The organism is Nocardia sp. CDC153, from assembly GCF_035818515.1.
Classification (GTDB): domain Bacteria; phylum Actinomycetota; class Actinomycetes; order Mycobacteriales; family Mycobacteriaceae; genus Nocardia.
This window is the reverse complement of sequence record NZ_JAYKYU010000004.1, coordinates 555,618-568,362: the sequence shown is the minus strand read 5'-3', so window position 1 is coordinate 568,362 and position 12,745 is coordinate 555,618. Positions and strand designations below refer to the sequence as shown.

12 protein-coding genes are annotated in these 12,745 nt (G+C 69.2%); 7 read left to right on the top strand and 5 right to left on the bottom strand.

Annotation, left to right across the window (positions count from 1 at the left end; genetic code table 11):
- Nucleotides 1-113: 113 nt before the first annotated feature.
- From VMT65_RS25150 to VMT65_RS25135, 4 genes are read right to left on the bottom strand one after another with little or no spacing between them, the layout of a single operon-like run.
- Nucleotides 114-425: a DUF3349 domain-containing protein gene (locus VMT65_RS25150; protein WP_326310853.1), complete on the bottom strand. Its 312-nt coding sequence runs from the start codon at nt 423-425 to the stop codon at nt 114-116.
- A gap of 28 nt (nt 426-453) precedes the next feature.
- Complete coding sequence (locus VMT65_RS25145; RefSeq protein ID WP_326310852.1) at nt 454-756, bottom strand: DUF3349 domain-containing protein; 303 nt, start codon at nt 754-756, stop codon at nt 454-456.
- A 3-nt stretch (nt 757-759) separates the two neighbouring features.
- Nucleotides 760-1,056: a hypothetical protein gene (locus VMT65_RS25140; RefSeq protein WP_326310851.1), complete on the bottom strand. Its 297-nt coding sequence runs from the start codon at nt 1,054-1,056 to the stop codon at nt 760-762.
- Nucleotides 1,057-1,067: 11 nt separating this feature from the next.
- Nucleotides 1,068-2,252 (bottom strand): inorganic phosphate transporter, encoded by a 1,185-nt coding sequence (locus VMT65_RS25135; protein ID WP_326310850.1) that lies wholly within the window; start codon nt 2,250-2,252, stop codon nt 1,068-1,070.
- A gap of 361 nt (nt 2,253-2,613) precedes the next feature.
- On the opposite strand from VMT65_RS25135, the gene VMT65_RS25130 reads away from it, so the two are divergent.
- A complete protein-coding gene (locus VMT65_RS25130; RefSeq protein WP_326310849.1) occupies nt 2,614-3,729 on the top strand; it encodes a hypothetical protein in 1,116 nt (371 codons plus the stop codon).
- A 52-nt stretch (nt 3,730-3,781) separates the two neighbouring features.
- Here VMT65_RS25130 and VMT65_RS25125 read toward each other — a convergent pair whose 3' ends face one another.
- Complete coding sequence (locus VMT65_RS25125) at nt 3,782-4,912, bottom strand: glycosyltransferase (protein ID WP_326310848.1); 1,131 nt, start codon at nt 4,910-4,912, stop codon at nt 3,782-3,784.
- 196 nt (nt 4,913-5,108) lie between these two features.
- Between VMT65_RS25125 and VMT65_RS25120 the strand changes: the two genes are divergently transcribed.
- The 6 genes from VMT65_RS25120 to VMT65_RS25095 all read left to right on the top strand — a co-directional run bounded on the left by VMT65_RS25120 (nt 5,109) and on the right by VMT65_RS25095 (nt 12,680).
- On the top strand, nt 5,109-5,834 hold the full coding sequence (locus VMT65_RS25120; protein ID WP_326310847.1) for a FadR/GntR family transcriptional regulator: 726 nt from the start codon (nt 5,109-5,111) through the stop codon (nt 5,832-5,834).
- Between the two features lie 195 nt (nt 5,835-6,029).
- Nucleotides 6,030-7,628, top strand: a complete 1,599-nt coding sequence (locus tag VMT65_RS25115; RefSeq protein ID WP_326310846.1) for an aldehyde dehydrogenase family protein — start codon at nt 6,030-6,032, stop codon at nt 7,626-7,628.
- A 30-nt stretch (nt 7,629-7,658) separates the two neighbouring features.
- Entirely contained in the window at nt 7,659-8,741 is a 1,083-nt protein-coding gene (locus VMT65_RS25110) for a hypothetical protein (protein WP_326310845.1), read from the top strand.
- Between the two features lie 13 nt (nt 8,742-8,754).
- A complete protein-coding gene (locus VMT65_RS25105) occupies nt 8,755-11,121 on the top strand; it encodes a GMC family oxidoreductase N-terminal domain-containing protein (RefSeq protein ID WP_326310844.1) in 2,367 nt (788 codons plus the stop codon).
- Between the two features lie 108 nt (nt 11,122-11,229).
- Nucleotides 11,230-11,451, top strand: coding sequence for a hypothetical protein (locus VMT65_RS25100; protein ID WP_326310843.1), 222 nt, complete (start codon nt 11,230-11,232; stop codon nt 11,449-11,451).
- A 5-nt stretch (nt 11,452-11,456) separates the two neighbouring features.
- Nucleotides 11,457-12,680, top strand: coding sequence for a hypothetical protein (locus tag VMT65_RS25095; RefSeq protein WP_326310842.1), 1,224 nt, complete (start codon nt 11,457-11,459; stop codon nt 12,678-12,680).
- The last annotated feature ends 65 nt before the right edge of the window (nt 12,681-12,745 follow it).

The window sequence follows — 12,745 nt, the reverse complement described above, 5'->3', positions numbered from 1 at the left end:
TCACCAGACCGCTGAATGAAATTCTCTAATTCGCGCATTCAGTTCTTTGATCTGCGAAACGAGTGGGTGCGAGGTGGGTCACACCGAAGCATCTTCGGCGGTGTGCGAGGGCCTTATTCCGGGGCTTGCGGCCAGCCCTCGTCGATCGGCCAGCCGCCCGCGCGCAGTTGCGCGCGCACGCGTTCGAGGTCGCTGTCGCGGGGCATCTCGTCGGTGAGCTTGGTGATGAGGACCCCGACGTCGGCGCGGTCGGCGGGCAGCGCGCCGAGCAGGATCAGCTCGGCGGCCACCTGCCGCACCTGGTCCTCGGTGAGCCGCTTGGCCAGCACCGCCAGCAGCGGCAGATAGTCGGTGTCGGGCACGCCCTGCGGATACCCCGCGCGCAACCACGCCACGATGCGCGCGAGCAGTTCGGAGAGGGCCATGCGATCGGTTTTCCCTGCTTGTCGCGGGTCACGCCTCGGACGGATGGCCCAAAGGCCAACCGGCGGCGGCCAATCGGGCCGCCACGCGATTCACGTCCTCCGCACCGGGCTTCTCGTGGGCCAGTTTCTCGATCGCGGTCTCGATGGCGGCGCGGTCGAGCACCCCGTCGGAGGCCAGCAATTGTTCGATCACCTCGTCGACCTCGAGCTCGGTGAGCTTGCGGTGCAGCACCGCGAACAGCGCCACGTAGTCCTCACGCGGGACGCCGTGCGGGTAGCCCGCGCGCAGCCAGGCCAGGACGGCGGCGAGGATCGAACGATTGGTCGTCATGGCTCACTTCTTCGGGGGTTTCGCGCCGAACAACTGGATATCGAAAGTGTGGCTGATGAAATCCTTGGCGATGTAGAGGATTCCGGCGAGCACCACGACCAGCGCCACCGCGAAACACACGTAGGCGATGGCGGTGGCGGCGGTGTTGCGATTGGAGGTGGCCGGGCCGTCGGCGGTGGCGGGTTCGAGGGCCCAGAACCGCACGCCCAGACCGAAAATCACCGGGACGCCGACTCCGAGCACCAGCGCGATCAGGGTGACCTCGCCCAGGGACTTGGCTATGGCAGTGAAGGTGTGCACGGACGCTCTCCTCAGGCCGCGGCGGTCTCACGCGGCTGCGACGGCGGGATGAGCCCGCCCTCCCAGTCGTCGTTGACATTGCTGGTGTCGATGGGATTGCGCCGCGAGCGCAGGTACATGTACGCCGACGCCGCGATCAGCAGGGTGGTCACGATCAGTACGCCGAGCAGCCCGCCGCCCAGATCGGCCAGCCACCAACAGAACGCGCCCACCAGCCCGGCCAGCGGCAGGGTGAACACCCACGCCACGGCCATGCGCCCCATGACGCCCCAGCGCACCTCCGCGCCCGGCTTGCCCAGGCCGGTGCCCAGGATCGAACCGGTGGCGGTCTGGGTGGTCGACAGCGGCAGACCGAACTGGGCGGAGGTGAGAATGATGGCCGCCGAGGAGGATTCGGCCGCGAAGCCCTGCGGGGAGTCGATCTCGACCAGGCCCTTGCCCAGGGTGCGGATGATGCGCCAGCCACCCAGGTAGGTGCCGGTGGCGATGGCCAGCGCGCAGGCGACCTTCACCCACAGCGGGATGTCGTCGGCGGAGGTGTAGGTGCCGCGCGCGACCAGGGCCATGAAGATGACGCCCATGGTCTTCTGGGCGTCGTTGGTGCCGTGGGCCAGCGAGACCAGCGAGGCGGAACCGATCTGGCCCCAACGGAATCCGGTGCTCACCCGATCCTTGCGGGAGTTGCGGGTCAGCCAGTAGACGGCGTAGGTGCCCAGGCCCGCGACCAGCGCGGCCACGAACGGGGCCAGCAGGGCCGGGACGATGATCTTGTTGATCAGGCCGGTCTTCTGGTCCCCGGTCCAGATCACACCGCTCGCGCCGAGGGCGGCCACGGCCGCGCCGATCAAACCGCCGAACAGGGCGTGGGAGGAACTCGACGGAATTCCCATCAGCCAGGTGAACAGATTCCACAGAATTCCGCCGACCAGGCCCGCGAAAACTATGTGCAGCAAGGCCATGTGGTGCACGCCGCCGATATTCAGCAGCCCGCCCGAGACCGTCTTGGCGACCTCCACCGACAAGAACGCCCCGACCAGGTTCAGCACGGCCGACAAGGCCACCGCCACCCGGGGAGCGAGCGCACCGGTCGCGATGGAGGTCGCCATCGCGTTTGCCGTGTCGTGAAAACCGTTGGTGAAATCGAAGGCCAACGCGGTGATCACCACGATCAAGAGGACTATAAGCTCAGCGCTCACAACTCCAGTGTCACAACGCAATAGCGGCCATCGCGGCCCTGCGCGCGGGAGTTCACTCGAAATTCAGATCGGAAACCCGGGGCCGTAGCCCCGGGGTAGACCGCTCCTTACATGACGGTCATGCCGCCGCAGCAGCCCAGCATCATCGAGCACATCCAGTTGCACAGCATCTGTAATGGATTCATTCGCTATCACCTCCTCGGGCGTGATTCGGAGACGATCGGCCCAAGGCGTGTTCGGGCGGGTGAGCGCCGAATCCGGCACGAGTACGCCGAGGGTGAAATGAACGGGCGGGGTGGGTGATTCGTGGCGAGAATGGGGCGGGCCGGTTCGGCTGTGATCGTTTGGGAGGCTGTGGGAGATGGACGAGGTGCTGCTCACGCCGCCGGATGCCGCGGAGGTGCGGTTCGTGGCGCGCGGTGTGGTGAGTGCGGTGGGTGGGGTCGAGGGGTTGACGCCCTTGCAGCAGTTGCTGATTCCGGCGTTGTTCCTGTCGATGACGGGGCATCCGGTGGAGTTGGCGGAGGTCTCGCCGATCGGGGCGGCGGAGTTCGCGGCGGGGATGGCGCGGCGGAATGCGATCTTCCGGGAGCGGGTGTTGCAGACCGCGCTGCTGGCGGCGCTGGTGGTGCGGCCGCTGCCCGAGGAGGTCGCGGATCGGCTGCGGGAGTTCGCCGACGCGTTGGGCGTGGACGACGAGATGATCACCGTGGCGCAGTTGTATGCCGAGGGCGCGGTGGATTTGGCGGCGGTCGACTTCTCGCGCAACGGCTATTTGGGCAATGTGGACGCGCTGCGGATGGGTGCGCTGCACACCGAGGGCCTCGACAGCTCCTGGAGTGCGGTCACCGATGATCCGGCGCTGGCCGGGCGCTGGGCCGAACTGTGGGACCTGCCGGTCGGCACGCTGGGGCGCGGGGTCGCCGATTTCTACCGGGATCGCGGATTCGTCACCCCGGGTCTGCCCGGTTCCGCGCCGCCGCTGCTGGCCCAACACGATTGGGTGCACGTGCTCGCCGGATACGGCACCACCCTCGAGAACGAGATCGAGGTGTTCGCGTTCATGGCCCGCGCCAATGACGATCCGCGCGCGTTCAGCCTGCTGGCCATGGTCATCTCGCTGTTCGAGACCGGGTATCTGCGCGCGGGGGCGGGGCTGTTCGAGGCCGACGAGGGGCATCTGCGCACGCGCGGCATGGCGCAGCGGCTCGGGGATGCCATGCGCCGCGGCGCGCTGACCCGGGGCAGTCACGACTTCCTGGATCTGGACTGGTTCGCTCTGGCCGATCGCCCGATCACGGTGGTGCGCAATGAGATCGGCCTGGTTCCCAAGGCCGACGCCGCGGTCGCGGCGGGCTCGGCGGGCCCGTGGCAGCCGGGCGGAATCACGCCCTACCAGCTCAATTCCTCGAAGTCCGCCGCGGAATCCGCGGGCCGCCCCTACATTCCGTGGCAGCCCGACCCGACCCGCGACTGAGTGTCTATCGCGCGCTGTTCAACCGCGCGCGATCGCACGGCGTGGGCCGGGATCAGGCCGAGCCGAGGAGGCTGAGCATGCCGGAAACGGCTGCGGACCAGGTGAATTGCTCGGCGCGGTGGCGGGCGGCCCGGCGGCGCTCGCTGAGGGGACGAGACAGGACGTCGGTGACCGCTTCGGCGAAGGCGCGGGGGTGGTCGGCGGCGACCGCGCCGGCCTCGGCGGTGATGATGTCGGCCAGGGCCGAGGAGCGGCTGGCCACCACGGGGGTGCCCGCGGCCAGGGCTTCCAGGGCGGCCAGGCCGAAGGTTTCGTGCGGGCCGGGGGCCAGGGAGACGTCGGCGGTGGCGAGCAGGGTGGCCAAAGCCGGTCGGTCGCTGATGAATCCGGCGAAGTGGACGGTGGGTTGGCCGTCGGAGAGCGGGGGGATCAGGCGGGCCTGGCGTTCGAGGGCGTCGCGGCGGGGGCCGTCGCCCGCGACCACCAGGCGGGTGTCGAGGCCGCGGCGGCGCAGGGCGCTGACCGCGGCGATGCTGCGGTCGACGCGTTTTTCGACCGAGAGGCGGCCGCAGTGCACCAGCAGCGGATAGTCGGTCGCGCCGAGGTCGGTGCGCAGGCGCAGGTCGTGACGGTCGGGGCGGAACATGTCCAGATCCACGCCGAGCGGGACCAATTCGACGTTCTCGACATCGATGCGCTGGAATTCCTCGCGCGCGAACTGGGTGGTGCACACGACGATGTCGTAGTTCTGGGCGGTGCGGCGGTTGGCGATATCGGCGGCGCGGCGCGCGATCGGGCCCGGCATGATCTGGCCCAGCAGCCGGTCCAGGCGTTCGTGGGAGATCATCACGCCCGCGATGTCGCGGCGGCGGGCCCAGCGGCCGAATCCGCGCAGCGTCAAGCGATCCGACACTTCCAGCACGTCCGGGCGCAATCCGGCCAGGGTGTCGGCGACCCGGCGCGGGTCGGCGGCGCGGTAGCCGCCGGTCCACGGGATCTCCGGTGCGGGCACCGTGATGCGCAGGACCCCGCTGGGCAGCACCTCCTCCGCGCGCCGGGTGCCCGGCACGATCAGCACCACCTCGTGCCCGGCGGCCACGTACCCCTCGCCCAGGTGGTGCAGCGCCGTGCGCAGTCCACCCGAGCGCGGACCGTAGAAATTCGCCAGCTGAACGATGCGCACGTGGCCGATCGTGCAGGGCAACGGGTTCCCCGCGGCACCCCCCGCCTCAACGCCACATGAACACCCGCGAAAGAACCGGCGAACCCGGTGTAGTCGGCAACCCGCACCCACCCGCCCGAACCTCCCATCCCGAACCCCGCGGGTGATACTGGTCTGGCCGCTTGACCTGTTGGGGTGGGGGATTTAGCGTTCGGGGATGGCGTTCAAGCGGATCGATCGGCGGACGGTGCCGGATACCGTGTTCGAGCAGCTCGTGGGGGAGGTGTTGGACGGGGAGTTGGCGCCGGGGGCGGCGTTGCCCGCGGAGCGGGCGTTGGCGGAGACGTTGGGGGTGTCGCGGCCGACGGTGCGCGAGGCGTTGCAGCGGTTGGCGCACACCGGGTTGGTGGAGGTGCGCCAGGGTGGGTCGACGACGGTGCGGGATTTTCGGCGGCACGCAGGTCTGGAAATGTTGCCGCGGTTGCTGATTCGCCAGGGGGAGCTGGATTTCTCGGTGGTGCGCTCGATTCTGGAGACGCGGCGGGTGTTGGGGCGCGAGGTGGCGGGGTTGGCGGCCGAGCGGGCGGCGGGAAGCCTGGGGTCCGAGCTCGACGCGGCGGTGGAAGCCCTTGCCGCGGAACGTAACCCGGTCACACAGCAGCTGCTGGCGATCACCTTCTGGGACCGCCTGGTCGATGGCGCGGACTCGATCGTGTACCGGCTGCTCTACAACGATCTGCGCGCGGTCTACGAACCCGCGGTCGAGGCCCTGGCCGGTCTTATGGCCGCCGAAGTGGGCAGCACCGACCGTTATCGCGCGCTCGCAGCCGCGATCATCGACGCGGACGCCGACGAGGCACGAGCAGCGGCGGACGCACTGCTGGCCATTTCCGCGGCGGAGTTCGAAGCCTTCGCGAAACAGCCGGACAGCACGCGCGCCTAGGCCGCTCGACGAAAGGCCCCCGGCGATCCCGGTCCGGGTTCGACCCCGCTGACCTCGCATCATGGTCTGGGCCGTGGGGTGGTGGCGGGGTCAGGGTAGGAATTCCGTCCTTGCCTTCTGTCGACGGCTCGCTATATTGGTCTGACCACTTGGCCACCTGGCCAAGATCGGGTGGTTCGATAGGCGGGTTTGGGAATGACGCACCTTCTGCAGGCGCAGCGCGAGAGTGCCGAGGGCGAGCCGGGCGTGCTGGCGGCCGAATTGGTCGGGCGGGCGCGGGAAGCGCAGGCGACGTGGGGTGCGCTTGCGGTCGAGCAGCGGGTGCGGGTCATGAGCGCGTTGCCCGAGCTGCTTCATGCGGCGATGGATCGCATTGCCCAGGTGATCGTCGAGGAGAACGGAAAGCCTCTGGCGGAGGCGCTCGCACACGAGGTGGTTCCGGCGATCGCGTTGACCCGCCACCATCTCGAGACGGCGGCGGCCACGCTGGGATCGAGTCGGATCGCCTCGGCGACCGCGCCGTACCGCAAGGCGGTGCGCACGCATCGGCCCTATGGCGTGGTGGTCGCGATCGCGCCGTGGAATCTGCCGTTCCTGATTCCGTTCAGTCAGGTGCTGCCCGCGTTGATCGCAGGGAATGCGGTGGTGCTCAAGCCCTCCGAGCTCACGCCCCGGGTGGCGGAGGTGCTCGTGGAGGTGGTTCGGGCGTGCGGTCTTCCGGAAGGGATGCTGCAGTTGGCCATCGGCGATGGGGCCGTCGGAGCGGCGTTGATCGAGGCGCGGCCGGACAAGGTGTTGTTCACCGGGTCGGTCGCGACCGGTCGCGCGGTGATGGCGGCCGCGTCCCGGTTCCCGATTCCGGTGGGGCTGGAGCTGGGCGGGATCGACGCGGCGATCGTGCTGGAAGACGCCGATCTGGAGTACACGACCTCCGCGGTGGCGTGGGGCGCGAATTTCAATGGCGGACAGGCCTGTTGCTCGATCGAGCGGGTGCTGGTACACGAGTCGCTGCATGACGCATTCGTGGTCCGGTTGGAGGACAAGCTGCGGCGCATCGACCTCGGCAGCGATCTCGCACCGGCCATCGATGAACGCCAGCAGCGGATTTGGCAGCGCCACCTCGCCGAGGCCAGGGAACACCCGATCCCGGTGGCCGGTGGTGAACCGAGCCGGGAACATCGGGTTCGGGTGAGCGCTGGCGAACCAGTGCGCGAACACCGAGTCCGGGTGACCGGTGGCGAACCAGTGGGCCAACGCCGAATCTCGCCCGCGGTGGTCAGCGGCGAGGACGTCCGCGACACCCCGGTGTGGCGGGAGGAGACGTTCGGGCCGGTGGTGGCGGTGTCCCGGTTCGGGTGCGAGGACGAGGCGGTGGCATTGCACAACGCCACCGAGTACGGGCTCACCGCGAGTGTGTTCTCCGCCGATGTCGCGCGAGCGCGGGCGCTGGCCGGTCGACTGCGGGCAGGGTCGGTGTCGATCAATGATGTGGCGGCGACGATGTATTCGACCCCCGAGCTGGCGTGGGGCGGGGTCGCGTTGTCGGGGTTCGGGCGCTCCCACGGTGTCGACGCACTCTTGGATGCGAGCTGGGTGCAGGTGGTGGATCTGCCGCGCGGCCCGGCCTTCGGGCCGAAGCGGCCGTGGTGGTTCCCCTACGACGTCGGTCTCGAGGACGCCATGCGCGAGCTGGCGGCGAGCCTGGTCGCGCCGCATGTCACCCCCAAGCTGCGCGGTTATGGACGCGCCGGTCGTTCCCTGCTGGGCATGCTCGCCCGTCGACCGAAACTCTGAAAGGCGCGAAATCCGATGAAGGACAACGCCATGACCGCCATCGCGCAGAACTCGCCGCGCTTGCGCCCGGGCTCCGATCACGTCGAATCCTGGTTCGTGCGGGCCAATGATCCGCACTCGCCGCGCGCGGTGTGGATCAAGGCGACGGTGCTGACTTCCGGCGACCGCCCGGCGCGGCGGCCACAGCCGCCTGCGGCGTCCCATCACGATCCACGCCGCGCCGACACCGATCCCGGGACCGCCGTGGCGCAGGCGTGGTGCAGCGTGTTCGACGGCAAGCGCACGCGCGCGTGGTGTGTCGACATTCCCTTGGCGACAGCGCGGTTCGAGGCGCACGCGCTCGGGCAGGATATCGCGGTGGGCCCACTGTCGCTGCTGTTGCACGCGCGCGGCGGCAGCACGGCGGGCGAGCTGTCCGATGCCGAGCAGACCATCGCGTGGGATGTGGGTTTCACCAAGGTGGCGGGTCTCGGTGACCCGATGTCACTGTTGCCGACCGACCGGTTGCTCGACAGTCCGGTGCCGAGCAACAAGCTCGTGACCCCCTTCCCGTTGCTCGCCGTGACCGGGCATCTCGACTGGGAAGGCGAGCGCTGGGACCTGAGCGGCTGGCACGGCATGCAGGGCCACAACTGGGGTCGCGAGCACAGCCCCGAATACGCCTGGGGTCAATGCGTTTTCACCGATGCCCGCTCCGGTGAGCCGTTCGCGGTCGCCGAGGCGGCCTCCGGGCGGACCCGGATGGCGGGCCGCACCTCGGCGCTGCTGTCGATGCTGGTGGTCCGCCGCGGCGGCGAAGAGTTCCGTTTCGACCGGATCGTGGATCTGTGGCGGCAGCGCCCGCACCTGGATTTCCCGGACTGGTCGCTGCGCATGAGCGGTCGCGACGGGACGGCCGAACTGCGCATGCACGCCGAACCCGAGCAGATGGTGTGCCTGGCCTACCGCAACCCGGCCCGCGCCACCAGCTACTGCCTCAATTCCAAGACCGCCGCGGTGTCGGTGCATGTCGCGCCGCGCAACGGCAATGCCTTCGAGTTGCGCAGCCCGCACGGTGGCGCGCTGGAATTCCTGGTGCCGCAACCGGTCGACACCGTGTCCCCGATCGTCTGAGAGTGCTTCCCCGATGCCTTTGACCTTCTTCGAGACCATGCGCGGCGAGCTCTATGACGCCGACGGCGAGGCCCATCACCTGGCCATGGATCTGCGCTGCGAATCCGGGCAGGCGCGCGGGTTCGTCACCAATGGGCGCGCCCGCATCACCGGGACCATTCGCGCGCTGCCGTGGGTGGATGGCGCGGCGGTGATCGGGACGCTGGTGGCATTGCCGGTGACCAAGCGACTGATGAGCTACGAACTGGATTTTCGCGACGAGCAGGATCGGGCGTGGCGGTTGAGCGGGCGCAAGGATGTGCGGTGGTTGCGGCGCGCGCACGCGAGTCTCACGAATCTCGACACCACGCTCTCGTGTGAGGGCGAGCAGGTCGCGCACGGGCGAATGCAGTTCTTCGCCAACGACTATCCGAGCTTTCTGCGCTCGTTCGAGCCGTGGGTGTCGCTGCGCGACGATCTGCCCGACGGCACCCGGCCGCAGGGCGTGTTCTCGCCCGGACAGCTCGAGACCCTCGCCGCACTGGCGGAGGTGCTCATCGAGCCCGGTGGCGCGGTGCCGTCGGTCGACTCGGGCACCCTCACACGTGTCGACACCTACATCGGCAATATGACCCCGCTGATGCAATCGGGTCTGCGCACGGCCCTGCGCGGCCTGGACGCGGCGGCGCGCGCCAAGCACGGCAAACGCGCTGCGGCGCTGCCTATCCCGCACCGCCGGGCGCTGATCGAGGACGCCCGGCACGGCAGGACGCTGCGCCATGCCGTCGAGGCGATCGAAACACCGTTGCGGATCGCGCATTTCAGCGACCGCCGCTACCTGGACGCGATCGGCGCACCCCGCTATGACGAGCCGGTCCGCGAGCAGCGTCCCGGCTGGACGGCCAATGTCAGTACCCCGGGCGAGCTCTCGCCGCGTGAGCTGGTCGACTGCGATGTCGTGGTCATCGGCACCGGTGCGGGCGGCGCGGCGGTCGCGGCCCGGCTGACCGAACGCGGCCTGGGCGTGGTGATGGTCGAGGAGGGCGATTACGCGGGCCGCGCGGAATTTCGCGGTGAGCTGGGGGAGCGCACCCAGAAGTATTGGCGCGACGGCGGATACAACCTGGCGATCGGCAACTCGGTGCTGGGCGTGAGCACCGGGCGGCTGGTCGGCGGCACCACCGCGATCAACTCCGGCACCGCCTTCCGCACCCCCGACGCGGTGTTGCGGGAATGGCTCGACCTGGGCTTTCCCAGCGACTTCAGCCCCGAGGCGTTCACACCGTATTTGGACGAGGTCGCCGCCGAATTGGGCATCACCACCGCCGATCCCCGCTATCTGGGCCGCGTCGCCGACATCATCGGCGCGGGCGCTGACGCCCTGGGCGCGGCGCACGGGCCGTTGCCGCGCAACGCGGTCGGCTGCGACGGGCAGGGTCAGTGCGTGTACGGCTGTCCGACCGAGGCCAAGCGCAGCAGCAATGTCAGCTGGGTGCCGCGTGCGCTCAAAGGGGGTGCGCAGCTCTACACCGGCCTGAGCGTCAACCGGATTCTGCTGTCGGGCAACCACGCGGGTGGGGTGCTGGCCGAGGGGCAGGACGAGCACGGCGCGGCACGCACCGTCGAGATCCGTGCCCGCGCGGTGGTGGTCGCCACCGGGACGCTCGTGACGCCCTTGCTGTTGCGCCGCAACGGGATCAGCCTGCCCGCGCTGGGCCGCAACCTGTCGGTGCATCCGTCGCTGGGCGCGGTCGCCATGATGGCCGAGCCCGGGTCGCCGTGGACCGGGATCCCGCAGGGCTATCAGGTCGAGGGCCTGGGCGATGAGCTCGTCACCTTCGAGGGCGTCACCATCCCACCGCAATTCGCCGCCGGAGTGCTGCCCTTCCACGGTGCGCGCCTGACCGAGTGGATGAACCGCTGGACCCACACCGAGCAGTTCGGCGCGATGGTGCGCGACACCGGGTGCGGCAGCGTCCATCACGGTCCGGGCGGGCGCACCCTGATCCGCTACGACATCACCCCGCGCGTGCAGACCGCGCTGCAGCACGCGTGCGCCGGGTTGGCCGAGCTGTTTCTGCGCGGCGGCGCGGAGGCGGTCGCGCTGCCGATCGCGGGCACCCCGCCGATCCGCACCCTCGATCAGGCCCGCACGGTCGCCGACGTGCGGTTGCGCCCGCGCCAGTTCCGCATGATGGGTCCGCATCCGCTGGGCACCGCCCGCATGGGCCGGGATGCGCGCGCGGCGGTGGTCGGGTTCGATCATCGGGTGTTCGGTACGTCAGGGCTCTATATCGCCGACGGCTCGGTGGTGCCGACCTCGCTGGGGGTCAATCCGCAGGTCACCATCATGGCCTTGGCCCTGCGCGCCGCCGATCTGATTGCGGCCGACCTCAATTGACCCGATTCGTGGCCGCTGTTGTCTGGCGCGCTGCCAACGATCTTGGTAGAGATTGATTACCGCACAAAAGGGGTGATCCGGGTCATTCCGGAGAATGGGGACGAATCAGTGGGTGCCAGAGCCGATTTGGAACGGGAACTGGGCGGGCCGGTGGCCGCGCTCGACCTGCTGAGCGAGGCCGAGACCGCCGACCTGCTGGACATCTTCCAGCAGGCGCGGCGCACCGAGAACGCCGCCATGGTGGAGGCGGTCGACAAGACCGTCGGCGCGCTGCCGTGGCCGTTGCGGACCGCGGCCAAGAAGATCATGTTCGGCAACAAGCTCGGATAGCGGCGATGAGCGATCTGGTGACCCGCGCGCAGATCACCCTGCTGTCGCGGACCCTGCACGTGCCCGAGGAACGGCTGACCCATCTCGAGAAGTTGGGCGCGGCACACCTGCACGAGTTGCAGGCGGCCATGGCCAAAGTCATGTTCGCCGAACACAATGCGATCTTCTCGCGGCTGTCGCTGCTGGTGCCGATCATTCCGCTGTCGATCTCGCTGCCGTTGGTGCAGAAGATGGTGCCGCCGGTGATGGCCGGGCGCGCGGCGGGGGCGATCGGGGTGGATCATCCGAAGAAGGCCGCCGAGGCGGTCGGCATGCTCGAGCCCGGGTATGCCGCCGAGGCCGCGCCGTACATGGATCCGCACAGTGTCGGGCAGTTGGCCGATGTGGCGCCGCCGAAACCGGTCATGGCGATCATCAACGAGTTGTTGCGGCGCGGGGACTACATCACCGCGGGGCCGTTTCTGGCCTATGCGACACCGGAATTGGTGCGGGCGGTCGAGGAGGATGTGCACGATGACGAGGGGTTGATCCGCTCGGCGTCGTACTCCTATTCGGGGGAGAACATCAGCGTCATCATCCGGCATCTGCTCGCCGGGGAGGGTCGGCGCATCCCGAGGTTGGTGCGCACGATTCTGCAGGGGTCCAAGGAGTTGCGGCTGGCGGCGCTGTCGGTGTTCGCGCGCTGCGACACCGATGTGGTGGTGGCGATCGGCGATATCCTCTTCGATCTGGGTTCGGCCGAGGAGATCGCCGATCTGACCGAGACGTTCATCGCGGCCGGGGCGGTGCCGGAGACGCTGCGCTTCGTCGGGCAGCTCAGTCCGGCGGCGTTGGATCTGTTGGCGGCCAACCCGATCCTGCGCGAGGCCGAGGCGGTGGACGCGGTCGCCGCGGCGGTGAACGGGTGCGACGAGGCCGCGGTGTGGCGGGGGCTGTTGGAGTTGGGTGAGCGCACCGAGGCGGTGGTGTCGCGTCGAATCGGCGGGGCGATCTCCCGTTTCGACACCGCGACGCTGACTCGGCTGCCGGAGCTGGCGGTCACCGCGCACCTGTGGCCGCCGCTGTTGAAGGTGCTGGCCACGGCCGAGCCGGATGCGCAGTCGCGGATCGGGGAATTGTGGTCGGCGCTGCCGGTGCTCGAGCGCACCGAGATTCAGCAACGCATCGCCGGTCTCGGGCTCGATGAGCAGTTGGCGACACTGAGCGCAACCTTGCAGTTGACGCAATAGCGCGGGCTGCGCCTTTGCGTGCACATCATGCAGAATGCCTGCGGCCCCTCACGATTCGACGATCG

Bases quoted from the DNA above. Each gene is read 5' to 3' on its own strand.
- VMT65_RS25150 (WP_326310853.1), bottom strand. From the start codon at position 425: ATGGCCCTCTCCGAACTGCTCGCGCGCATCGTGGCGTGGTTGCGCGCG.
- VMT65_RS25145 (WP_326310852.1), bottom strand. From the start codon at position 756: ATGACGACCAATCGTTCGATCCTCGCCGCCGTCCTGGCCTGGCTGCGC.
- VMT65_RS25130 (WP_326310849.1), top strand. From the start codon at position 2,614: ATGGACGAGGTGCTGCTCACGCCGCCGGATGCCGCGGAGGTGCGGTTC.
- VMT65_RS25120 (WP_326310847.1), top strand. From the start codon at position 5,109: ATGGCGTTCAAGCGGATCGATCGGCGGACGGTGCCGGATACCGTGTTC.
- VMT65_RS25115 (WP_326310846.1), top strand. From the start codon at position 6,030: ATGACGCACCTTCTGCAGGCGCAGCGCGAGAGTGCCGAGGGCGAGCCG.
- VMT65_RS25110 (WP_326310845.1), top strand. From the start codon at position 7,659: ATGACCGCCATCGCGCAGAACTCGCCGCGCTTGCGCCCGGGCTCCGAT.
- VMT65_RS25105 (WP_326310844.1), top strand. From the start codon at position 8,755: ATGCCTTTGACCTTCTTCGAGACCATGCGCGGCGAGCTCTATGACGCC.
- VMT65_RS25095 (WP_326310842.1), top strand. From the start codon at position 11,457: ATGAGCGATCTGGTGACCCGCGCGCAGATCACCCTGCTGTCGCGGACC.